Origin of the sequence: Companilactobacillus paralimentarius, from assembly GCF_963227125.1 — a bacterium.
GTDB lineage: Bacteria > Bacillota > Bacilli > Lactobacillales > Lactobacillaceae > Companilactobacillus > Companilactobacillus paralimentarius.
Genome location: NZ_OY724131.1, coordinates 2,074,124 through 2,097,326, shown reverse-complemented (window position 1 = coordinate 2,097,326; position 23,203 = coordinate 2,074,124). Strand labels below are relative to the sequence as shown.

Below are 23,203 nucleotides of genomic sequence, written 5' to 3'. Positions count from 1 at the left end.
ATAATTGGTGTATTAAATTATTTGGAGGAATTTGATGGCAGACTATAGAATTGAAGAAGACACTTTAGGTGCAGTAAAGATACCTCAAAAAGCTCTCTGGGGACCACAAACAGAGCGTAGCCGTAATAACTTTTCCACAGGTGCAAAGATGCCTTTGGAAATCATTAAGGCCCTTTTACAGATTAAGAAGGCTGCCGCAATTGCCAATAAAGAAGCTCATGCAATCAGTACGGAAAAAGCTAATTTGATTGTGAAGAGTATTGATCAACTATTGAGTTTAAATGATGAAGATCTTCAAAAAGATTTTCCATTGGTGGTATACCAAACAGGCTCTGGTACACAAACTAATATGAATGTGAATGAAGTAGTTTCACATGTTGCTCAAAAAATTGATGCCAAATTAGAAATTTTACCAAATGACGATGTTAACCATGGTCAAAGTTCAAATGATATTTTTCCTACAGCAATGAATATCACGGCAGCTTTGGCTGTGGATAAATTAGAAGAATCAACAGAACATTTAATTGATGAATTGAAACAAAAACAAGAAAAATATTGGAAAGTAGTTAAGATTGGTCGTACACATTTACAAGATGCTACTCCGTTAACTTTTGGTCAGGAAGTTAGTGGTTGGGTCAGTATGTTGGAACATGATCTCTCATATTTAAAGAATCTCAATCAAACACTTAGTGAATTGGCAATGGGCGGAACTGCCGTTGGAACAGGATTAAACGCAGCACCAGGATTTGCTGATAAAATTGCTGAACAGATGAGTCAAGTTTACAATCATCCGTTTACCGCTGATACCAATAAATTTTATGGCTTAGCTGCTCATTCTGGCTTGAATGTCGTGCACGGTGCTATTAAGACCTTGGCTAGTGATTTAATGAAAATAGCTAATGATGTTAGATTTTTAGCAAGTGGCCCTAGATCGGGTTATGGTGAATTAAATATTCCTGCTAATGAACCGGGATCATCAATCATGCCAGGAAAAGTTAATCCTACCCAGGCTGAAGCTATCACGATGGCTGCTGTACGTGTGATGGGAAATGATGTTGTTGTTACAATGGCTTCTAGTCAAGGTAACTTTGAAATGAATGTCTATAAACCAGTTTTGATCAGTACCTTCTTAGAGTCCGCTGAATTATTGACAGGAACAATGTATGGTTTTGCTGATAAAATGATTGCTGGTTTGACTGTTAATAAAGAGCGTATGACAGAATTGGTTGACCGCTCGCTTATGACAGTTACGGCTTTATCTCCACATATTGGTTATCACCAAAGTGCAGAAATTGCTCAAAAAGCTCAAACTGATGGTACAACTTTGAAAGAGGCCGCTATTAAGTCAGGTCTAGTGACAGAAGAACAATTTGATAAATGGGTTGTACCGATTGACATGACTAATATCGAGGAGAAATAAAATGGCAGAAAAATTTATTTTTACACCAACTAAAATCGACCAATTGAAAGATAGTTATGATGTGATAATTATTGGTTCTGGTGGCGCTGGTCTGACAAGTGCTATTCAAGCTTATGAGTTGGGACTTTCTCCGGTTATCTTAGAAAAAATGGATAAGCTTGGTGGTAACACGACTCGTGCTTCTTCAGGTATGAACGCTGCCGAAACTTTTGTTCAGTTGAATCATAAAATTGTGGATAGTTTTCAAGATTTCTACGACGAGACCTTTATCGGTGGGGGAAAACAAAATAATCCTGAACTGTTAAAATTTTTCACTGAGCATGGAGCTTTAGCAATTGATTGGTTGGCACAACATGGAATTGAGCTGGATGATCTAACAATTACTGGTGGGATGAAAACGATGCGTACACACCGTCCTAGTTCCTTGGCACCAATTGGTGGTTACTTAGTAACAGAATTGTTGAAGTTAGTGGATAAATATCAAATTCCTTTGTTTGATAATATTAAAGTTGATCAATTATTGATGAAGAATGATCGAATTGTTGGTGTGAAGGCATCAGCAGATAAGAAAATTGAAATTCATGCGAAGGCTGTTATTTTGGCTACTGGTGGATTCGGTGCAGGTAAGGATCTTTTAGCTAAGTATCGTAAAGATTTGACCAGTTTAAAGACAACTAATCAACCGGGGGCTACTGGTGATGGAATTAAATTAGCTCAAAATATTGGTGCTAAATTAGTTGATATGGATCAAGTTCAAGTTCATCCGACTGTTCAACAAGATACACCGCATGCCTTTTTAATCGGTGAGGCTGTTCGTGGTGAAGGAGCAATTCTAGTTAACAATGAGGGCAGACGCTTTGTTAATGAACTGGACACACGTAAAAATGTCACCCAAGCTATTGATGACTTAGGTGGGACCGGAGCCTATTTAATTTTAGATACAAGTATCCGTCAACGAGTTAAAGCCATTGAGTTTTATGATCATGTCGGTTTAGTAGAAAGCGGAAAAGATTTAACTGAATTGGCAGAGAAGACGAATTTGAATCCAGAGAATTTGCAGGCAACAGTAGAAAAATGGAATAAAGCCGTTGAAGCTAATAAAGATAGTGAATTCAATCGTAGTACAGGAATGGAAAGAACCATTTCTCAAGGACCGTTCTTTGCAATCCATATTGCACCGGCTGTTCATTACACAATGGGTGGTGTAGCAATTAATCATAATACACAAGTTTTGAATACTGATAATCAGGTCATTGAAGGCTTGTTTGCAGCAGGAGAAGTAGTCGGTGGTTTACATGGAAATAATCGAATTGGTGGTAATTCGATTGCAGAAACAGTAGTCTTTGGTCGGCAAGCAGGACAACAAGTTTTTAAATACTTAAATTAAAGAAGAACACACATATCAACCGTATGGAATACCTTGGTTGATATGTGTGTTCTTTTTCTATTGATATGTTGTGATAACAAAAAGTGTGGAGAAGAATCAAAATCTAAGTAAACAATTTTTGTTACATTTTTTTTGATTTAATGATGTAGTAGAATGGATATTAACAAATTTAATAAAATTATATTTAGTGTTTAACAAGGGGGGATTAAATGGATTTTATAGGGCCGTTATGTTTAATTTTAATTACAACTACAATAGCCGGCCATTTTGCCAATCGTATTGGGATACCTGCTGTTATTGGTGAACTGTTGGTAGGAATCGCATTAGGACCAGCGATACTTGACTGGATAAAATTAGATGGGCTAGTTAATGCTTTCTCCGACATTGGGGTTGTTATTCTGATGTTTTTAGGTGGATTAGAAAGTGATTTGAAATTATTACGGAAATATTTGCGTCCTGCCATTATTGTGGCCATTTCTGGGGTCATCTTGCCAGTTTTAATCATGGGTGGCGTGACTTATTTGTTCGGTTTTTCCTTCCTCGAATCTCTATTTATCGGAGTTGTCTTCTCGGCTACTTCTGTCTCCATTTCAGTAGCTGTACTAAAACAATATAAGGCTTTGTCGACTCGTGAGGGAGCTACTATTTTAGGTGCTGCGGTAGCAGATGATATTATTGGTGTTTTATTATTGTCATTGATGATCAGTTTGTTGGCTAGTCAAGGGATTCATGCGGGTGGACATCAGCCGGGAATTTTGATTATTCTTTTGGAACAGTTAGCTTTCTTCTGTGGAACCTTTTTACTGGTAAAATGGATTGCGCCATATTTGATGCATTTGGGTGAACGTCTAATTGTGCCATCAAGCGTTACAATCATGTCGATGATTATCTGTTTGAGTATGGCTTGGTTAGCTAATATAGTCGGTTTGAGTGGTGCTATTGGTGCTTTCTTTGCCGGAATCGCCGTGGCTAATACACCATATAAGAGTATTTTGGCCGATCATGTTGAGCCCCTAGGAAATTCGATTTTTATACCTGTTTTCTTTGTAAGTGTTGGTTTGAATATGACTTTAAATCATTTTTTGAGAAATTTGATGTTGGTCATCGTATTAGTTATTTTAGCTGCTTTAACCAAGTGGCTTGGTTGTGGATTAGGCGCTAAGTTCAGTGGTTTTGATAACTTGAGTAGCTCAGTCATTGGAACGGGGATGATAGCTCGTGGTGAGATGGGCTTGATTACCGCACAAATTGGGCACCAAGCCGGTTTATTGAATAATACCGATTATTCAGCCATTATCTTAGTTATTATTTTAGTGACTTTGATTTCACCGTTGTTATTGAAGCAAACTTTGAAAAAATCATTGGCTCAAGATTAGAATTTTAGATATCAGTTATTTTAAACAGGTATCTATTTTTTTATGTAAATGGTAGATTGCAACAATTAATCGAATTTTTCGGACAAGTCACCAAAGAAGACTTGGAGTGGCGTTTTCCACCCTAAACATTTCCGGGGACGCCAGTTTAAGTACTTTGAGATCATAGTCAGCTCTTCGTCCGTAACGCTCTCAATTGGCTGGTTCTTTGGAATGTGTAGCCGAATCTCGCGGTTCAACCGTTCGTTGGTTCCGCGTTCATGTGGCGCATACGGGTGTGCAAAATAATGGGCAATTCCGCAGGCTTCAATTTCCTTGAAGCCTGCGAATTCCTTACCGTGATCACTGGTGATTGACTTGACCAAGCCGCGCAACTCCTCGTTAAGCTCTAGGATTGCCTTAGTCATAGCTTTACTATCACGTCCCGGTAAACGACGAATAATCATTAGTCGGGACTTACGATCAGTAAAGGTAGCTAGGACCTCGCCCCTGGTTTTTCCTGATAGGATGGTATCGACTTCAAAATGACCAATCTCTTGACGCAGGTTAGCCTCGTCCGGGCGTTGGTTGATAAACTTCGCCCCACGTGTGTACTGACCACGACCGTCGTGGCTCTTTCGGTACCGCACACCGTGGTCTGGAAGGACCTCGCGTTTGATGTCCAACCAGCCCTTGTCCAGCCAGTTATAGAGGGTTTTGAATGGCATTTGGAGAATATGCGCGATGACTTCAAAACTCCACCGCTGTTCGAGAATGATCCCACGGACGAATTCTCTTAAATTCTCTGTTAGAAGAGTTTTCCGCCCCCGGTGAGTTAGCTTCTTTTCGCAGTCTTCCTGAGCTTGATCAGCGTCATAGTATCCCTTAGGACAGCGCTTTAGTTCATAGTTGATGGTTGAAGGAACTACACCAACTTCTTCAGCAATTTGTTTTTGTGAGTAACCAACCTTAAGCAGCGTTTGGATGACAGTTCTATCCGATAATGTTAAAATGTGACTCATGGGTAATGGACTCCTATTGTTTATAGTTTTGTCACTTAAAACAATACCGGGTCCATTGCCCTTTTTCTATCCAAATTTTTCGTCTGGGTAGAATTCTATTTAATCTTACAATCTACCAAATAAATAAAATAGTTGATTTTTATTTATTTAGGATGTACCGTATTAGTGTAGCAGGACAGCATGGAGGAGAAACAATGGAATATATTGATAACATTCCGATATATTTGCAGATCAAAGAAACTTTATATCATAAGATTATTGCACATGAGTATGAACCAGGTTCGCAATTACCGTCGGTACGACAATTGGCAGTTCAGTTTACAGCTAATTCTAATACCGTTCAAAAAGCTTTAAAGGAAATGACTGAAGAGCATATTATTGCAGCTCAACGAGGTAAAGGTAATTTCATAACGAGCGACGAGATAATTATTGGGGAATTGAGGGATCGTATTGTGAAGAGTACATTGGATGAAACATATGATAAATTACACGCTTTAAAAATGAGTAATGACGAAATAATCGATAGTTTTATCAACTATGTTAAACAGAGGGATGATGACCATGAGTAAAATTCTGGAGATTGATAATCTTAGTTATCGAAAAAATAGTAAGACAATTCTCAATCATATTAATTTGAGCCTAGATAGTGGAAAGATTATTGGTTTATTAGGTGAGAATGGATCTGGTAAAACTACTTTAATGCGTTTGATTGCGGGAGTTAATGCTAGTAGTGAAAAGAATATTGCGGTTAATGGCATGACACAGAAATCTAAAATTAAATCTCAAGTTAGTTTGAGTGATTATTTAGATGGTTTCGCTAGAAGTTCAAGAATTGATGATATCGTTAGATTTTATCGTAATGCTTATAGCGACTTCTCCGATGAAAAATATAAAGAAATTTCTGAGTATTTGAATTTAGACGCTTCTAAGCGTTTGTCATCATTGTCAACAGGTACTCGAGGGAAGTTAGTAATAGCTTTAGCTTTATCAAGAGAAACTAAGTTGTATCTTTTGGACGAACCTTTAAATGGTATCGATAGTATGTCACGTAAGAAGATCATCAGTAGTATCATTCGTTGGAAGACTGAAGATTCAACAATTATTATCAGTGATCACTATGTGACCGAAATCGCTAGTTTGTTGGATGATATTGTGATCATCAAGGATCAGACGGTTTATGAAGTCGATTCTGTAGAAAATATTCAAATGAAATATCATTTAGGAATCGAAGAATATTACGAAAAGGTTTATGAAGGGGGATTAGCCCGATGAGTAATTTTTGGGGAGTAAGCAAAAACCTAATGTGGAATAAATTCAAATTGATGAATTGGATTTTAGTAATTGACGCAATAGCCATTGTAGTTATTTTTTTCATCAATCTTTTTAAAATGGGATATAGTAGCTTTGAACTTATTCCAGTATTATTTGTTTCAAGCATAATGATCGTTAATCTTGTTAGTGTTGTTATGTTGGCACGTGTTAATGAACGTGTCCTGACAAGTAGTAATTATCGTTTGATCCCTATTTCTGATACGAAATTATATTTAAGCAATATATTGACAACATTTTTGGCAACTGTTTATCTATGGATTGTGGAAACTGTTATAAACGGTTTAGTAGATTTAATCGCTATAACAATTAAATACTCTAAATATAAACAGTTAAATGGCAACGTAAGTTCCCAAGATATTATGGCAGCAATTCAATTTTTATTATTTATGGCTTTAGCTACTATCGTAATTTGGTCTGGTATTACTTTGATTCATTTTATTGTTAATTTGGTCAGTGGCTTTTTACCATTTGGTCGACAAAAATTTGTTTTGTTCTTAGTTTATTTAGTTGTCATTGGCTTATCACTATGGGCTTTTAATTATGTTATGTTCAATATTTTTACAGCGTTCTATCAAAATGGTTTCCAAATTGATACCGTTAGACAATTGAATTCAACTTTGTGGATTGGTTCAGGCATTGCCTGTGTTTGGATAGTACTCTTTAGTGTTATTAATATTTATTTGATGAAACGTTGGATTGAGACGGTTCGTTAGGATATAAAAAAGATCATCCGGAAGGATGGTCTTTTTTTTTATGCTTATTAGTGATTTTGAGTTGAATAGGTTGATGATTTTTTTAAGAATTCAGTATCATCAGGATCGGATCCAACACGTTTATTACTGTCCAATTGAGAAATTTGTTCCATTTCTTCAGGGGTTAAATTGAAATGATAGTCAAATAATTGAATATTTTCTTTAATACGATTCTCATGAATTGATTTAGGGATGATGATCTCACCACGTTGAATATGCCAACGTAAGACTACTTGTGCTGGTGATTTTTGATGATTCTCAGCAATTTGTTTAATAACTGGATCGGCAATAACCTTGTTGACGCCACCACCAAGTGGACTCCATGATTCATGGGCAATGTGATGATCCTTTAAGTATTTATGAAGTTCATTTTCTTGGAAATAAGGATGAGTTTCAATCTGATCAACCATTGGAGCAATCGTGGCCGTCTTCATTAACTGTTCAATATGATGAGCCTTGAAGTTTGAAACACCAATAGCCTTAATCTTGCCTTGTTTATATAAGTCTTCCATAGCCCGCCAGTTTTCTTCAAAACCAGGTGCTGGCCAATGAATTAAGTATAAATCTAGATAGTCCATATCTAACTTTTTCAATGACTTATTGAATTGAGCAATAGTTTCATCATATCCGCGGACATCATTCCAAACTTTAGTAGTTATAAAAAGATATTTACGATCAATTCCTGTTGTCTTAATTGCCTTGCCAACAGCTTCTTCGTTGTCATAAAAACTTGCGGTATCAATATGTCTGTAGCCACTCTCAATAGCCCACTTAACACTATTAAGAACTTCATCGTCGCTCATTTGGAATACACCTAGGCCGACTTGAGGGATTGTAACACCATTTGTTAATTCAATATAAGGAATATTTGTTGCCATAAATTTACCTCCCATTTTTCAAATTCATTATAGCGCTGACTTGGTAACAGCGGAAGTTCTTCATTTGTATATAAATTGTTTAAAACATGTAAATTTTATAAAAGTATATTTTACAGAAAGTTAATCGTTAATTTACATTGCTTTGTTAATCTAAGATTGTTCGAAAAAATGAAATAGAAAGTTGGGAGTTAGTTATGAAAAAAGGGCGATTATTAACCGCTTTTCTAGGGGTATTTTTATTATTAACCGGTGTCTTAGCTGGTTGTTCTTCAAAGAGTTCAGCTTCACCAAAAGCTGGTAGTAACAGCAGCAAGGAAATCACAATGGTTTTCTATCCAAATGAATCAGCTAAAAACTTCAGTGCTTCAAGAAAAGCATTGAAGGAAGAATTACACAAGGCAACTGGTAAGAAAATTAATATTCAAACAACTACAGATTACAATATTGCCATTGAAGCTATTGCTTCAGGTAAGGCTCAATTAGCATTTATGGGTGCGGATGGTTATATTCAAGCACATGCTAAGAATGAAAAAGTTGTTCCATTGCTTCTCCAATCAGGTCCTGATGGTACAACTAAGGGTGCCAGTTACCGTTCATATTTGATGGTTCAAAAAGATAAAGCAGACCAATACAAAAAAGACGGCAAGTACAGTATTGATAACATTAAAGGTAAGAAAGCATCATTTGTTTCAACAAGTTCAACTTCAGGTTTCGCCGTACCAACAGATGAAATTCAAAAGCATTTTAAATTAAAAAACAAAGACCAATTATCAGAAGGTGGCAAATTCTTCGATAAAGTTCTTTACGGTAGTACTCACCCAGGTTCAGCTATTAACTTACTAAAAGGTGATGCCGACGTTGCTGCATTTGACGATGGTGATCTTACACCATTCCTAAAAGTTATATCCGGTAGTTATGACAAGGTTGGTTCAACATTTACTGTAAGAAGTGATGCTGATGCACCATTCGCAGAATTCAAAGGTAAGGAATTAGTTAACCTTTCAGTATTGCCAGTACAAAATGGACCTTTCGTTGTAAATTCAAAAGCTCTAAGTAAAGATGATATTGACGCAATCGCAAAACACTTTACATCAAAAGATATTACAAATAATAAAGACCTATTTTCTGACGGAAAAGGTAAAACACCAACTCTATGGCAAAAGAAAACAGACAAAACTGTTCTTCTAAAAGTTGATGATGAATGGTACAAACCTACTCATGAACTAGTTGGTAAATAAAGAGGCGGCCTATGTTAGAAGTTAAGAATTTAGACAAAAGTTACCAAAAAGATCATCCAGCTCTAACAAACATATCCTTCAGTGTTAAGCCAGGGACATTTGTGGCTATTATTGGACCATCTGGTGCAGGTAAAACTACAATTTTGAGAAGCTTGAATCAATTGATTAAAGATGACAATGGAGAAATTCTTCTTGATGGTAGTAATATTCGTTCAGCTAATAAAGCTCAATTAAGAAAATATCGTCGTCAGATTGGAATGGTTTTCCAAAATTACAATTTGGTTGAGCGATTGACTGTTATTGAAAATGTTTTACATGGACGTTTAGGCTATAAATCAACTTTGGCAGGTGTTTTCGGCCGATATACTCAAGCTGAAAAAGAAGAGGCCATGTCTTTATTGAAAAAGGTTGGTTTGGAAGACTTTGCATTACAAAGATGTTCTGAATTAAGCGGTGGTCAAAAACAACGAGTTGGGATTGCCCGTTCTTTGATTCAACATCCAAAAGTCATTTTGTGTGATGAACCGATTGCCTCACTTGATCCAGCATCTGCACAAACTGTAATGCAATTACTTAAAGATTTAACTGAAGAATACAATTTGATTTGTGTTGCTAATTTACATCAAATAAATATGGCAAAAAAATATGCTGATCAAATTATTGGCATTCGTAAAGGACAACTGGTCTTTGATGAGGCCGCTGATTTGTTATCAGAAGATATTTTGAGGACGCTCTATGATCAAGACATTACAAAGGAGCTTGAATAATGCAATCTTCTGCAAAATATTTAACACGCAAAGGTTGGTATCAAACCGCGATAATCGCAATTATTGGCGGTACCTATATATTAGGTAGTTGGATTCTAAACTTTGATAATTTAAGCGGACTAATGGCAGTTCCCAGAGCCTTTGGGTGGCTAGGCATAAACTTTCAACCTACAGCTAAGTCAGTAGAGTATCTACCCAAAATTTGGCAAAAATTGATGCAAACGGTGTTGTTGGCCATTTCTTCAACAGTAGTGGCTGCCATTATTTCCATCTTTGTAGCTCTAATTGGTTCTAAAGTCACTGGTATAAATGGCTTTGTTCAATTGATTGTACGTGGAATAGCTTCTTTCTTTAGAAATATTCCATTAGTTGCTTGGTCAATGATTTTATTATTTTCATTTAAACAAAGTGATTTTACTGGATTCTTAGCTTTGCTATTAATGTCCATTGGGTTTTTAATTCGTGCTTTTATGGAGATTATTGAAGATGAGGCGAGTGAGACAATGTTGGCTTTGAAGGCTACAGGAGCAAGCTACTTCCAAGTTATCTTTCAAGCTGTTTTGCCACAAATCTTGCCAAGTGTTCTAAGTTGGATTCTTTATATGATAGAAAATAATGTTCGTGATGCTACGTTGGTTGGGATTTTGACAGGTACAGGAATTGGATTCATTTTCGATTTGTATTACAAGAGTTTTAGATTTGATGCTGCTGGAATGACTGTCTTGTCCATTATTATTGTGGTAATTGGACTGGAATTAATTTCAAATCAAATTAGAAAGGTGATCTTATGATAGATAGCGAAGATAGGGTTATTAAAAAACCTCAGTTACCAAGTTCACCCAACATTAAACTACATGAGACTAGTTTATCCCGAGTAATGATTTTACTAGTATTTGTCTCATTATTGTTGATCACAGGTTTTACACTGACGCATTTGGATACTGCTAACGTGCAGTTAAATGCAGCAGTTAAAGAGTTAACATCAACACTCCACCAAATGTTTTTACAACCTAGTACTGGTAGTGATGGATTAGGAGAATTATTACAAGGTTTAGGGATGAGTTTACTCATTTCAATTATGACAACCATTATTGGAGCTGTATTTGGATTCTTCTTTGCTGTTCTGGCTTCCAAGAATCTAACCAATGTTTATCTAGGAACAATAATTAGAGTTGTTATGGCCGTTGTAAGAGCTATTCCAACAATTATCTGGGCTTTGATCTTTTCCATTGTCTGCGGATTAGGATCAACTGCAGCTATTTTAGGCTTAAGTTTCCACAGTGTGGCCTACTTAACAAAAGCTTATTCAGAGAGTATTGAAGGAATTGATAAATCTACTATTGAATCGCTGGAAGTTACGGGAAGTAAATTTTGGGTGATTGTATTTCAAGCTATTTGGCCAACCATCATGGCCTCGTTTGTCTCATGGACATTTATTCGTTTAGAGATTAACTTTGCTAATGCAATTGCCGTTGGTGCAGCCGCTGGTGCCGGAGGAATTGGATATCAATTATTCGTTGCTAGTGGTATGAGTTTTGATTTCCACGAAGTAGGATTTATCGTTTACTTAATTATTTTAGTAACATTTTTGCTTGAGTTTATTGCGGTCAAAATAAGACATTTCTATTTAGATCGTTAAGTTAGGGAGAGAATTTTTATGATTGAAGCAGTTATTTTCGACTGGGCGGGAACAACCGTTGACTATGGAAGTTTAGCACCAGTCATCGCATTCAAAAAAGCATTTAAGGATGCCGGAATAGAATTAAGTGATGAAGAAATTCGTCGAGATATGGGAATGGCTAAGTGGGATCACATTGGCAAAATTCTTAATCTTGATGATGTTAAGCAGCAGTGGCAAGAAAAATATTCAGCATTACCCAACAATGATGACCGTAAGAAAATCTACGCCGGTTTTCAACAATCATTGATTCATTATTTGAAAGAATATACAGAGTTGAAATCAGGCGTATTGAAGACTTTTAATTATTTGAAGGATTACGGCATTAAAGTTGCAACTACTACTGGTTATACTGCGGAAATGATGAAAATTGTTGAATATAAAGCTGCAGAATATGGTTATACCCCTGATCTGGTTGTGACATCAGAAGATGTTAATAATCAAGGGCGTCCTTCTCCAGCAATGATCCAATTGATTATGAGAAAATTTAATATTGATGATTCCAAGAAGGTACTTAAAGTAGGGGATACTTTAGTAGATATTGAAGAAGGTCGTAATGCTGGTGTCAAAACAGTTGGGATAGTCGAAGGCAGTAGTTTAATGGGATTATCACAGGTTGAATTTGATGAATTGGATAACGAGCAACAAATTGCTAAACGTAATGAAGTGAAACGCAAATTTGAATCTGTTAATGCTGATTTTATAATTGACAGTATTTATGACTTGGTTCAAATTATTGAATATTTAAATGAATCGATGGATAAAAAATGGTAAAAAAATATTTGCTTCTAACACCCGGACCATTAACCACCAGTGAAAAAGTAAAAGGTGCAATGGATTTTGACTACTGTACTTGGGATGATGATTATAAACGAATAACACAGTCATTTCGTCATTCGTTATTAGATTTAGCACAAGTCAGTGAAAAAGAATATTCAGCTGTACCGATTCAAGGTAGTGGGACATATGGGGTTGAATCGGTAATTAGTTCGACTATTTCTGACAACGATAAATTGTTTATTGCTATTAATGGCGCTTATGGTAAACGTATCAGTGAAATGGCTGACGTTTATGGTATTAAGCATGTTGATTTAGTTGTTGATGAAAGACAACCAATTACTTTGGAACAGGTCACAAAAGTTTTGGATGAAAATCCAGATGTAACTCATTTTGCAATGATTCATTGTGAAACAACAACTGGAATTCTAAATCCAATTGAAGAAATTATTCCCAAAGTTAGTGATCGTGGAGTAATTACAATTGTCGATGCAATGAGTAGTTTTGGTGGAGTTCCAATTGACATGAAAGCTAATAAAATTGATTTCTTGATTAGTAGCTCTAATAAATGTATTCAAGGTGTACCTGGATTCTCATTTGTTATTGCTAGAAGAAGTATTTTAGAAGCCGCTAAAGGAATTGCTAGAACACTGTCACTTGATCTATATGATCAATATGCTGAAATGGAACGCAATAATGGTAAGTGGAGATTTACTTCACCTACTCATGTTGTTCATGCTTTTGCAGAAGCTCTAAAAGAGTTGAATGAAGAAGGCGGCGTAGTGGCCCGTCATCAACGTTATGTGAATAATCAAAAGCATTTAGCTGCTGGTATGGAAGAACTTGGTTTTAAGGTTTTAATAGATAGAAAATTCCAATCACCAATTATCACATCATTTATTTATCCAAGTGATGATTTTGATTTTCATAAGTTTTATCAAGAATTAAAGGAAGATGGTTTTGTTATTTATCCTGGAAAAATTTCTCAAGTACCGACATTTAGAATTGGTAATATTGGAGAAGTTTACGATGAGGACATTACAAAATTATTATTAGCTGTTAAAGAAATCGTTGATAGATAAAAAAACACTCAGTCGACTGTTAGAGTCGATTGAGTGTTTTTTAGTTTCTATGATCAAATAGATGAGTGATTGAATCATAGTATCTTAAATATAATAATTCACAACATTCCCACCAGGTGCCAGCCAGTAAAGCACTTCCAATTGCATCACTAGGAAAATGTCCTCTTAAATATACTCTTGAGATGGCAACAATGATAAGCCAGGTTATTAGTAATACTGTAATAGTTTTTCTAGTAGCTATATTTTTGATAGTCGGTAGAATCAGAAAAATCAATGTCAGAATAACTAGGGTAGTTCCGAAGACATGTCCACTTGGAAAACTGTATCCAGAAGCAGGAATGATTTTTCCTAAAGGTCTTTGACGTCTGACAGTCATTTTTACAAGGAAAGCAATAATATTCCCACTAATCAGAACAAAGCCAATCCACAAACTAGAATCCTTTTTACCCCTTTTGAAAAGAATAAACATAATTAATAATAGATAAATAATGTCCATCATAGGGCTACCTAAAAATGTGATTGTAGAAAATACTTTAGTATTAATAGGCGAGACCATACTACCTAGAATATTTTGAATAGAGTGATCAAATTCTAAAATGAATGAATTATTGCTAACAATCATGATCTCTAGTAAAAAGAAGATAATTATATAGACTAAAGAAAGCCATTTTCTGTGATTATTTGATTTAAATATCAAAATAAAACTCCTTTGGATCAAAAAGATAAATATACGCACCCGTAATTGCTTTAAGCTTTGATTGTAATATTATTTTCATAATATTTACAGTAAATTCCATACTTTTTTAAAAGATATTTAATTATACAAAATAATACACTATCTAAAGCCATTAATGATATAATCTAATCTACAAAAGGAGGCTTAAAATGCTTACATTAATGGCAGCCAGCACGACTAGTAGCTCGGCACCGATATTGATTGCTATTGGGGTGGCAATTCTTGTAATTATTTGGTTATTTATCAAGACGGGAATTGCATTGTTACATCATCCAATAATTGGTATTATCCTAATTCTGTTAGGGGTATTGGGATTGTGGAATTATCTTATTATTGGTATTGGGGTAATTGTTGGTGGAATAGTTTTCCTAGTTATATCACAATTTTTCAACAATTAATGAAATTACAAAGCAGGGTGCTTACCCTGCTTTTTTTATGGATTAAAAGTTTTTATATAAGGTAGATTGTAAGATTAAATAGAATTCTACCCAGACGAAAAATTTGGATAGAAAAAGGGCAATGGACCCGGTATTGTTTTAAGTGACAAAACTATAAACAATAGGAGTCCATTACCCATGAGTCACATTTTAACATTATCGGATAGAACTGTCATCCAAACGCTGCTTAAGGTTGGTTACTCACAAAAACAAATTGCTGAAGAAGTTGGTGTAGTTCCTTCAACCATCAACTATGAACTAAAGCGCTGTCCTAAGGGATACTATGACGCTGATCAAGCTCAGGAAGACCGCGAAAAGAAGCTAACTCACCGGGGGCGGAAAACTCTTCTAACAGAGAATTTAAGAGAATTCGTCCGTGGGATCATTCTCGAACAGCGGTGGAGTTTTGAAGTCATCGCGCATATTCTCCAAATGCCATTCAAAACCCTCTATAACTGGCTGGACAAGGGCTGGTTGGACATCAAACGCGAGGTCCTTCCAGACCACGGTGTGCGGTACCGAAAGAGCCACGACGGTCGTGGTCAGTACACACGTGGGGCGAAGTTTATCAACCAACGCCCGGACGAGGCTAACCTGCGTCAAGAGATTGGTCATTTTGAAGTCGATACCATCCTATCAGGAAAAACCAGGGGCGAGGTCCTAGCTACCTTTACTGATCGTAAGTCCCGACTAATGATTATTCGTCGTTTACCGGGACGTGATAGTAAAGCTATGACTAAGGCAATCCTAGAGCTTAACGAGGAGTTGCGCGGCTTGGTCAAGTCAATCACCAGTGATCACGGTAAGGAATTCGCAGGCTTCAAGGAAATTGAAGCCTGCGGAATTGCCCATTATTTTGCCCACCCGTATGCGCCACATGAACGCGGAACCAACGAACGGTTGAACCGCGAGATTCGGCTACACATTCCAAAGAACCAGCCAATTGAGAACGTTACGGACGAAGAGCTGACTATGATCTCAAAGTACTTAAACTGGCGTCCCCGGAAATGTTTAGGGTGGAAAACGCCACTCCAAGTCTTCTTTGGTGACTTGTCCGAAAAATTCGATTAATTGTTGCAATCTACCATAAATTAAAAATGTATCGAGATTAATTATTTGATTTTTTTACTAAAGTATTCGATGATAGCGTTTGCAGGCAACTTATATAGTTATGCATAAATGTTAGTTGAGGTTTTCGAAAGGAAAGTGTAAATATGACAAAAATGATAGCTGGACAAGCTTTAGTAAAAGTTCTTGAGGATTGGGGTGTTGACCACATTTATGGAGTACCTGGTGGTTCAATCAATCATACAGTTGAGGGGCTTTATTTAGAAAAAGATAAAGTTAAATATATTCAAGTACGTCATGAAGAAGTAGGTGCCATTGCTGCTTCAGCTGATGCTAAGTTTACTGGTAAGATTGGTGTCGCTTTTGGTTCTGCCGGCCCTGGTGCTACACATTTATTCAATGGATTGTATGATGCCAAGATGGATCACGTTCCTGTTTTGGCTTTAGTAGGTCAAGTACCACAAGAAAATATGAATACTAATTACTTCCAAGAAATGGATGAGGGACCAATGTTTAGTGATGTGGCAGTTTATAATCGTACTGTTACAACAGCTGAACAAATCCCTTATGTAATTAATCAAGCTATTCGTGAAGCATATCGTCAAAATGGTGTAGCAGTTGTTATTTTGCCAGAAGATTTAACAACTAAAGAAATTGATTATACACCTGCTAAAACTCCAAAGATTGTAAAGAATACTTATTCTCAAACAATCAATCCAGACGATGTTCAAAATACTTTGAAGATGTTAAAAGAAGCTAAACATCCACTTGTATATGCTGGACGTGGTTTATTGGGAGCAAGAGATGTTTTGACTAAGTTTTCAGAACAATTTAATATTCCAGTCATGAATACAGTTCCAGCATCTGGTGTTATCAGCACTGATCATCCTAATTTCATTGGTACATTTGGGCGTTTAGGAAGCAAGTCAGGATTTGAAGCGTTACAGCATACTGATTTAATTTTATTCATTGGATCGGAATTTCCATTTGCTAGATTCTGGCCAGAAAATGTCAAGATTATCGATGTAAACAATAATCCTTACGATATTGGTAAAACAGTTGATGTTGATTATGCAGTTATAGCCGATGCGAAGAGTTATTTGCAAGCTTTGATCGACACCAAAGAAACTTTACCAGCTGGTGTTTGGTTGAAAGCTAACCAAGAAAATAAAGCTAACTGGGACAAATGGTTAGATAAACTTGCTAAAGATGACAGTGAAGGATTGAATCCAGAAACAGTTACAAGTAAGATTGCCGAAATGGCGGGTCCTAATGATACATATGGTGTTGATACTGGTAATGTAACCGAATTTGGTGTTCGTGGATTACCAATGAATCACAATCAACGTTTTGCCTTGTCAGGCTTGTTTGCAACAATGGGCTTTGGATTACCAGCCGGATTAGCTGGTGCTTTGAGTGTTCCTGAAGGTCAAGCTTGGACGCTTTCAGGTGATGGTGGTTTCTCAATGGTAGCGCCTGATTTAATTACCGAAGCTAGATATGGATTGCCAGTTGTTAATGTCATTCTTTCAAATGAAAGATTAGGCTTTATCTACTATGAACAAGTTGCATCAAAACAACACTTGTACGGAGTTGATTTGACAGGTGCTGACTGGGCTAAAGTGGCCGAAGGCCTTGGCGGAATTGGATTTACTGTTAAATCAATTAAGGATGTTAATGAAACATTCGATAAGATTAAAGAGCTACAGGCTTCTGGAAACAAGAAACCAATCGTCGTTAATGCAGTGATTAAACAAGATGATCCAATAGCAACGGCCTTTATGCCTTTGGATCCTAAATTGTATGGTCAAGATGCAGTTGATGCCTATGCAAAGAAGTATCATATCGATGTTAAGGAACAACCTTCACTCGGAGAAATTTTGAGAGCTCAAGGAGACAATCAGTAATGTTAAAAATAGATTATTTAGATGGCAAGGTGGAGAAGACAAAGGAGTATAAAAATGGTGATCAGTTCGTAGCCATTCAGCAATTGGAAGTACCTGACTTTGAAGATTATGTCAAAATTATTCAGGCAACCGAAGATAATCGAAAATTACCTTTGAAAGATTCTACAATGTACGGTCTATATAATTATTTGATAAACAAGTAAAATAAAAGACGGGATAAAATTTATCTCGTCTTTTTATTTTTATTAAAATGAGGGAATTGTATGTCAGTTGATAATTTAAGGGATTTAAAAAAATTAGTTCAATCTAAGGGAGATGGGTTTGAAGTTACAGGCTCAGCCTTTGAATTCTGTGATCAAGTACATCAGGCGCAGGTATTTGGCAGCGGTTCTGATTGGTCGATAGCAGCAACCAACGGTTGGATGGCACTAGTTACTGGATTTAATCATAAGATACACCGCCTATTTATGAGTCAGGATAAAAAAGAACGTGAAGATCTTCAACATTTGATTTCTACACAGTATGTTATAAAAAAAACTGAACAGGCTGAAAAATATCAGTTAATTCTAAAAAAATAAAAAACGACCATTTTATAGAATGATCGTTTTTTTTTAACCAAAATTACCGGAAACATAATCTTCGGTTGCCTGCATTTGAGGGTTAGTAAAAATATTGACGGTTGAGTTATATTCAATTACATGTCCTAAATGTAAGAAAGCAGTGTAATCACTAATACGTGATGCTTGTTGGAGATTATGAGTAACGATAATAATGGAATAGTCTTTACTTAAATTTTTTAAAGTTTCTTCAATCTTAGAAGTTGAAATGGGATCTAGTGCACTGGCTGGTTCATCTAGAAGTAAGATGTCTGGATGCATGGCAATTGATCTAGCAATGCAGAGACGCTGTTGTTGACCACCTGAAAGAGCTAGGGCACTTTTATCGAGATCATCTTTAACTTCATCCCAAAGGGCGGCTCCCTTCAAACTTTGCTCCAAACGCTCCTCTAAATCTTGTTTTTTCTTCATTCCAGCATTCTTTAGAGCAAAAGTAATGTTTTCACTAATTGACTTGGCAAAAGGATTAGGTCTTTGAAAAACCATTCCAATATGTTTACGTACTTCATAAACATTAGTTGACGGTGAATTTATATTGACTCCACGATAAGAGATTTCTCCATCAACCGTAGCAATTTTGTCATTCATGCGATTTAAACAACGTAGAAAAGTTGATTTTCCTGAACCAGAAGCTCCGATCAAAGCTGTGATTTTGTATCTTGGAAAATTTAGATTTGCGTCAAAGATTGCTTGACTCTTACCATAATAGACTTGAACGTTCTGCGTAGAGAGGGCCAGTTTTTCCTTAATATCTGTTATATAAGATTCGTTTAAGTTATATTCATTCATATTTGGTACCTCATTTCGTGGCAGTAATTTTTTTGTACAATTTATTACCCAAGAAACGAGCCCCTAGGTTAAAAAGAAGAATAACGATGATCAGTACGGCAGATGAAGCACTAGAAATTAAATTTGCATCTGGCGTGACGCTTTCGGTGTTAACTTTCCAAATATGGACAGCTAAGGTTTCAGCGGGACGCATTGGGTTTAAAAAACTATTAGTGGAGAAAATATTCCAATTACTGTAATCGACAGTCGGAGCACTTTGACCAGCAGTATAAATTAAAGCAGCGGCTTCACCGAAAATTCTACCGGCACTCAAAATCAATCCAGTAAGGATTCCAGGTAATGCGGCAGGCAAAATGATTTTAGTAGTAGTTTTCCAATTAGATAAACCTAGTGACATACCGGCCTCTCTTTGTAAATTAGGAACATTATGTAGCGATTCTTCAATATTTCTAGTCAATAAAGGTAGATTAAAGAAGGTTAACGCAATGGCACCAGATAGGATGGAGAATCCTAGCTTTAATTTGATAACGAATAGTAAATATCCAAACAAACCAACAACAACTGAAGGCAGTGAACTTAAAACTTCGACACTAGTTCTGATTAAATCGGTAAACCAATTGTCAGAGGCATATTCAGATAAGTAAATACCGGCGCCTAAACCAATAGGTAAAGAAACAATAATTGTTAATACTAATAGATAGAGGGAATTGAATAACTGATCGCGAATACCACCACCAGCACTAAAAGATTGAGCAGACGAAGTTAAGAAGTGCCAAGAGATGTCGGGAACACCATTAAAAAGAATATATCCTAGAATGGCAATCAACAATAAAATTACGGCAGCAACGATGGTGTAAATAATAAAACTGGCGATACGGTCGATTTTTTTAGCATTCATTTAGAAACGACCTCTCTTTCCAATGAATTTGACAATCAAATTAAGAATCAACGACATTAATAGAAGAATCAAAGCTAATGACCACAAAGCATTGTTGGGAAGAGTTCCCATAACAGTATTGCCAATATCAGTGGTCAATTTACTTGTCAGGGTAGAAGCAGGTGAAATTAAATTTTTGGGCATTAAAGCCGCATTACCAATAACCATTTGAACGGCTAAAGCTTCACCAAAAGCACGAGCTATTCCAAAGATGATAGCTGCCAATAATCCAGGAATAGCAGCACGTAGTACTACTTTGTAAATGGTTTGCCATCTAGTAGCTCCTAAGGCCAAAGAGGCTTGACGATAATACATAGGAACCGACTTGAGACTATCTACGGATAAGGAAGTAATCGTTGGCAGAATCATTACGAATAAAACCAATGTACCTGAGAAAATACCAAATCCAGTTCCTCCAAAAATTCTTCTAATAAAAGGAACAATGACAGATAGACCGATGAAACCATAAACAACTGAAGGAATACCGACCAATAATTCAATGACGGGTTGTAAAATTTTACTACCGTTCTTACTAGAAAATTCTGACATAAAGATTGCTACACCAATGGCGAAAGGGGTAGCAATTAGGGCGGCCAAAAGTGTCACGCTGAATGAGGTAACAATCATTGGTAAAGCACCAATATCAGGTCGTCCTTTGTTATCCAAAGCACCAGGATTCCAATTGGTCTTTGTTAAAAAATCAAAAACATTAACCTTATCCTTGGTAAAGGTGGCTAAACCCTTAGAAGCAATAAAATAGAGGATACATGTAACTAGTAAAATGATTAAACCGATGCATAGATAACAAATTCCCTTGCCAAAGTAGTCTTGAAAAGTGGCTTTGGATTTCGTTTGTAGTTTCTTTTGAATTTTATCCATAAGGGAATCACTCCTGTATATACAAAAAGAACCCCGACCAAGGTTTACAAGGTTGAAGTCCCTCTGATTATTTATTTAGAACTAACTGTTCCTTTTGAATCTTTTTGAACTTTCATGTTATGAATACTGATATATCCCATATCTTTAACTAATGATTTTTGAACGTCATCTGAATTCATGTAATTTATGAATTTAGCAACGGCACCTTTAGCAGCTCCGTTTGTATACATGTGTTCGTATGACCAGATCTTCCATTTGTTTGTTTCAACGTTGGCATCTGTTGGCTTAACATTGTCGATTGAAACAGCTTGGATCTTATCATTAATATATGAGAATGCTAGGTAACTTACAGCACCTGGTGTACTTTCAACAATCTTTTGAACAGTACCATTTGAGTCTTGTTCTTGAGATTTAACAGCTTCAGCACCCTTTAAAACAGCTGCTTCGAATGTTGCACGAGTACCACTACCTTTAGCACGATTGACAACGGTGATCTTTTCATCTTTACCACCGACTTCTTTCCAGTTGGTGATCTTACCAGTAAAGATCTTTTTAACTTGGTCCATTGTAAGGTTCTTAACGTTAGCATCTTTGTTAACAACTGGAGCCATACCTACAACTGCAACCTTATGATCAGTAAGTTTCTTAGAATCGATACCTTGTTTTTCTTCAGCAAAAATATCAGAGTTACCAATTTCTACTGATTTGTCTTGCACTTGACTTAATCCAGTACCAGAACCTCCACCTTGAACAGTGATGTTGATTTTACTATTCTTCTTTTGGAAATTTGTTGCTGCTTTTTCAACAAGTGGTTGTAGAGCAGTTGAACCGACAGCGGTAACCTTACCTGAAGTCTCATTGCTGCTGTTGCCTTTTGATGCAGCTGAGGAATCTTTACTGCCACTATTTCCACAGCCAGTTAGGATTAGCATTAAAGCTGCAACTCCTAATACTAATGAAATGATAGTTTTCTTTTTCATTCTTAAAACCCCTATTCAAAGTCGTATTGGTAAATTTCTTTATCGAACAATATAAATATAAGGCGACTGTGTATATATAATGTTTATTTAATGTAAAGTTTATGTAAAGTTGTTAAAAAAATATACATTTAGCCAGTAGACTATCTTTTGCAAGGGATTCAAGAGTTTCACTTAATATAACAATAATTGTAAATACATATATTCAAATACAATGGATGAATTGGACTTTGTAAATGACCTACCTAATTTCCATTGTTATAATCAAAATGTTAAGTGGCTGTTGTTAGTTTTGTTAAGAAAATTTACCTTTTCTAAACTTTTTAATATTGTAAAGTTTCAGCCCTTGCAATATTAAATGACCGGAAGGAAGTAGAGATAGGATGCAACCGCTAGTATTGTTGAGTAATAAGCTATCACTTTTTATCGAGATCAATGGTTATTTTAATAATCAGGGATGGTTTATCAGGAATGTAACTGATCCAAATGAAGTTGAAAAATTAGTTGAAAATGAAGATGTCGCTGGATTGCTTTGGGATTCATCGATCACTAGCATGAGTCAATCTTTGAAGATACTAAAATCGCTACGCAGCAAAATTTCAGGACCAATAATAGTTTTAGCACCAGCCAAAGATAAGAAAAGACGGTCACTTTTTTACAATATTAATATAGATAGCTTTATTACAAGACCATTTGAATATCCTGAATTGGTGGCCAAGGTAAAGCAATTATTTTGGGTTTATGATCGCTTTTCTATTACCAATGATTTGAAGAAAAGTAAAAAGCAGGAATATCGAACTGAGACAGTTAAGTACAACGATATTGTGATTGATTTTAAGCATTATCGGGTCACACATCGAGGTTATGATATTGGTCTAACGCCAAAGGAATTCAGTTTGTTTTGGTATCTAGTTCAGCATCGCGGAAAGGTTTTGAGTAGAGACCAATTATTAGAAGGAGTCTGGGGTTATGATTCAGCTGGCTCTAGTCGAACAGTTGATATTCACATCAGTCATTTAAGAGATAAATTAGCAGAAAAATCTGAAACCAAGAATTGTATAAAAACAGTGCGTGGCTTTGGATATGTATTGGATAATCAATATCCATTCGAAAATTTCAATAACAAGTTAGCCACTTGGACAAAATAAATTGAATCCAAGTGATATCAGTA

General features: G+C 36.1%; 25 protein-coding genes. 18 read left to right on the top strand and 7 right to left on the bottom strand.

The features are described from left to right. The first annotated feature begins 34 nt into the window (after positions 1 to 34). The 3 genes from ACI6PB_RS10295 to ACI6PB_RS10285 all read left to right on the top strand — a co-directional run bounded on the left by ACI6PB_RS10295 (position 35) and on the right by ACI6PB_RS10285 (position 4,183). Positions 35 to 1,420 carry a class II fumarate hydratase gene (locus ACI6PB_RS10295; protein WP_025084446.1) on the top strand — a complete coding sequence of 462 codons (1,386 nt, stop codon included), beginning with the start codon at positions 35 to 37 and terminating at the stop codon, positions 1,418 to 1,420. A 1-nt stretch (position 1,421) separates the two neighbouring features. After that, positions 1,422 to 2,807, top strand: a complete 1,386-nt coding sequence (locus ACI6PB_RS10290; protein WP_404327389.1) for a flavocytochrome c — start codon at positions 1,422 to 1,424, stop codon at positions 2,805 to 2,807. Positions 2,808 to 3,016: 209 nt separating this feature from the next. Beyond that, on the top strand, positions 3,017 to 4,183 hold the full coding sequence (locus tag ACI6PB_RS10285) for a cation:proton antiporter (protein ID WP_404327388.1): 1,167 nt from the start codon (positions 3,017 to 3,019) through the stop codon (positions 4,181 to 4,183). Positions 4,184 to 4,248: 65 nt separating this feature from the next. On the opposite strand, the gene ACI6PB_RS10280 is transcribed toward ACI6PB_RS10285, so the two are convergent. Beyond that, entirely contained in the window at positions 4,249 to 5,181 is a 933-nt protein-coding gene (locus ACI6PB_RS10280) for an IS30 family transposase (protein ID WP_034544610.1), read from the bottom strand. Between the two features lie 194 nt (positions 5,182 to 5,375). On the opposite strand from ACI6PB_RS10280, the gene ACI6PB_RS10275 reads away from it, so the two are divergent. Genes ACI6PB_RS10275 through ACI6PB_RS10265 form a run of 3 tightly spaced genes read left to right on the top strand, consistent with a single transcriptional unit; the run spans position 5,376 to position 7,226 of the window. Continuing rightward, a complete protein-coding gene (locus ACI6PB_RS10275) occupies positions 5,376 to 5,750 on the top strand; it encodes a GntR family transcriptional regulator (RefSeq protein WP_404327387.1) in 375 nt (124 codons plus the stop codon). Beyond that, positions 5,743 to 6,453, top strand: coding sequence for an ABC transporter ATP-binding protein (locus ACI6PB_RS10270; RefSeq protein ID WP_056955952.1), 711 nt, complete (start codon positions 5,743 to 5,745; stop codon positions 6,451 to 6,453). Before ACI6PB_RS10275 ends, ACI6PB_RS10270 begins: the two co-directional genes overlap by 8 nt. Beyond that, positions 6,450 to 7,226, top strand: a complete 777-nt coding sequence (locus ACI6PB_RS10265) for a hypothetical protein (RefSeq protein WP_025084450.1) — start codon at positions 6,450 to 6,452, stop codon at positions 7,224 to 7,226. The genes ACI6PB_RS10270 and ACI6PB_RS10265 overlap by 4 nt, the downstream gene beginning before the upstream one ends. Before the next feature lie 47 nt (positions 7,227 to 7,273). Here the strand turns inward: ACI6PB_RS10265 and ACI6PB_RS10260 are convergent, their stop codons facing one another. After that, on the bottom strand, positions 7,274 to 8,143 hold the full coding sequence (locus ACI6PB_RS10260) for an aldo/keto reductase (RefSeq protein WP_309510727.1): 870 nt from the start codon (positions 8,141 to 8,143) through the stop codon (positions 7,274 to 7,276). 194 nt (positions 8,144 to 8,337) lie between these two features. Here ACI6PB_RS10260 and phnD point away from each other — a divergent pair, with 194 nt between their 5' ends. The 6 genes from phnD to phnW are packed head-to-tail and all read left to right on the top strand — an operon-like array spanning position 8,338 to position 13,685. Next, a complete protein-coding gene (gene phnD / locus ACI6PB_RS10255; RefSeq protein WP_404327386.1) occupies positions 8,338 to 9,381 on the top strand; it encodes a phosphate/phosphite/phosphonate ABC transporter substrate-binding protein in 1,044 nt (347 codons plus the stop codon). An 11-nt stretch (positions 9,382 to 9,392) separates the two neighbouring features. Then, positions 9,393 to 10,148 carry a phosphonate ABC transporter ATP-binding protein gene (gene phnC / locus ACI6PB_RS10250; protein ID WP_054642474.1) on the top strand — a complete coding sequence of 252 codons (756 nt, stop codon included), beginning with the start codon at positions 9,393 to 9,395 and terminating at the stop codon, positions 10,146 to 10,148. Next, positions 10,148 to 10,939 (top strand): ABC transporter permease, encoded by a 792-nt coding sequence (locus ACI6PB_RS10245; protein WP_025084454.1) that lies wholly within the window; start codon positions 10,148 to 10,150, stop codon positions 10,937 to 10,939. The genes phnC and ACI6PB_RS10245 overlap by 1 nt, the downstream gene beginning before the upstream one ends. Next, positions 10,936 to 11,787, top strand: coding sequence for an ABC transporter permease (locus tag ACI6PB_RS10240; RefSeq protein ID WP_025084455.1), 852 nt, complete (start codon positions 10,936 to 10,938; stop codon positions 11,785 to 11,787). Before ACI6PB_RS10245 ends, ACI6PB_RS10240 begins: the two co-directional genes overlap by 4 nt. Before the next feature lie 18 nt (positions 11,788 to 11,805). Continuing rightward, positions 11,806 to 12,600 (top strand): phosphonoacetaldehyde hydrolase, encoded by a 795-nt coding sequence (gene phnX, locus ACI6PB_RS10235; RefSeq protein ID WP_404278204.1) that lies wholly within the window; start codon positions 11,806 to 11,808, stop codon positions 12,598 to 12,600. Further along, positions 12,594 to 13,685: a 2-aminoethylphosphonate--pyruvate transaminase gene (gene phnW / locus ACI6PB_RS10230; protein WP_309510728.1), complete on the top strand. Its 1,092-nt coding sequence runs from the start codon at positions 12,594 to 12,596 to the stop codon at positions 13,683 to 13,685. Before phnX ends, phnW begins: the two co-directional genes overlap by 7 nt. A 40-nt stretch (positions 13,686 to 13,725) precedes the next feature. On the opposite strand, the gene ACI6PB_RS10225 is transcribed toward phnW, so the two are convergent. Then, on the bottom strand, positions 13,726 to 14,382 hold the full coding sequence (locus tag ACI6PB_RS10225; protein WP_025086061.1) for a phosphatase PAP2 family protein: 657 nt from the start codon (positions 14,380 to 14,382) through the stop codon (positions 13,726 to 13,728). 188 nt (positions 14,383 to 14,570) lie between these two features. Between ACI6PB_RS10225 and ACI6PB_RS10220 the strand changes: the two genes are divergently transcribed. From ACI6PB_RS10220 to ACI6PB_RS10200, 5 genes are all read left to right on the top strand, one after another. After that, complete coding sequence (locus ACI6PB_RS10220) at positions 14,571 to 14,819, top strand: hypothetical protein (RefSeq protein ID WP_025086062.1); 249 nt, start codon at positions 14,571 to 14,573, stop codon at positions 14,817 to 14,819. A 177-nt stretch (positions 14,820 to 14,996) separates the two neighbouring features. Continuing rightward, positions 14,997 to 15,929 carry an IS30 family transposase gene (locus ACI6PB_RS10215; RefSeq protein ID WP_404399115.1) on the top strand — a complete coding sequence of 311 codons (933 nt, stop codon included), beginning with the start codon at positions 14,997 to 14,999 and terminating at the stop codon, positions 15,927 to 15,929. 143 nt (positions 15,930 to 16,072) lie between these two features. After that, a complete protein-coding gene (spxB, locus tag ACI6PB_RS10210) occupies positions 16,073 to 17,833 on the top strand; it encodes a pyruvate oxidase (protein ID WP_025086063.1) in 1,761 nt (586 codons plus the stop codon). Further along, positions 17,833 to 18,036, top strand: coding sequence for a hypothetical protein (locus ACI6PB_RS10205; protein WP_025086064.1), 204 nt, complete (start codon positions 17,833 to 17,835; stop codon positions 18,034 to 18,036). Before spxB ends, ACI6PB_RS10205 begins: the two co-directional genes overlap by 1 nt. Before the next feature lie 60 nt (positions 18,037 to 18,096). Beyond that, positions 18,097 to 18,411 carry a hypothetical protein gene (locus ACI6PB_RS10200; protein ID WP_025086065.1) on the top strand — a complete coding sequence of 105 codons (315 nt, stop codon included), beginning with the start codon at positions 18,097 to 18,099 and terminating at the stop codon, positions 18,409 to 18,411. Positions 18,412 to 18,444: 33 nt separating this feature from the next. Here the strand turns inward: ACI6PB_RS10200 and pstB are convergent, their stop codons facing one another. The 4 genes from pstB to ACI6PB_RS10180 all read right to left on the bottom strand — a co-directional run bounded on the left by pstB (position 18,445) and on the right by ACI6PB_RS10180 (position 22,035). Continuing rightward, positions 18,445 to 19,239: a phosphate ABC transporter ATP-binding protein PstB gene (gene pstB / locus ACI6PB_RS10195; protein WP_025086066.1), complete on the bottom strand. Its 795-nt coding sequence runs from the start codon at positions 19,237 to 19,239 to the stop codon at positions 18,445 to 18,447. A gap of 10 nt (positions 19,240 to 19,249) precedes the next feature. Next, positions 19,250 to 20,137 carry a phosphate ABC transporter permease PstA gene (gene pstA, locus ACI6PB_RS10190; RefSeq protein ID WP_404327384.1) on the bottom strand — a complete coding sequence of 296 codons (888 nt, stop codon included), beginning with the start codon at positions 20,135 to 20,137 and terminating at the stop codon, positions 19,250 to 19,252. Next, complete coding sequence (pstC, locus tag ACI6PB_RS10185) at positions 20,138 to 21,055, bottom strand: phosphate ABC transporter permease subunit PstC (protein ID WP_404327383.1); 918 nt, start codon at positions 21,053 to 21,055, stop codon at positions 20,138 to 20,140. Between the two features lie 71 nt (positions 21,056 to 21,126). Next, complete coding sequence (locus ACI6PB_RS10180; RefSeq protein ID WP_404278188.1) at positions 21,127 to 22,035, bottom strand: phosphate ABC transporter substrate-binding protein PstS family protein; 909 nt, start codon at positions 22,033 to 22,035, stop codon at positions 21,127 to 21,129. A gap of 380 nt (positions 22,036 to 22,415) precedes the next feature. Here ACI6PB_RS10180 and ACI6PB_RS10175 point away from each other — a divergent pair, with 380 nt between their 5' ends. Further along, entirely contained in the window at positions 22,416 to 23,180 is a 765-nt protein-coding gene (locus ACI6PB_RS10175) for a response regulator transcription factor (protein ID WP_056955877.1), read from the top strand. Positions 23,181 to 23,203 lie beyond the last annotated feature (23 nt).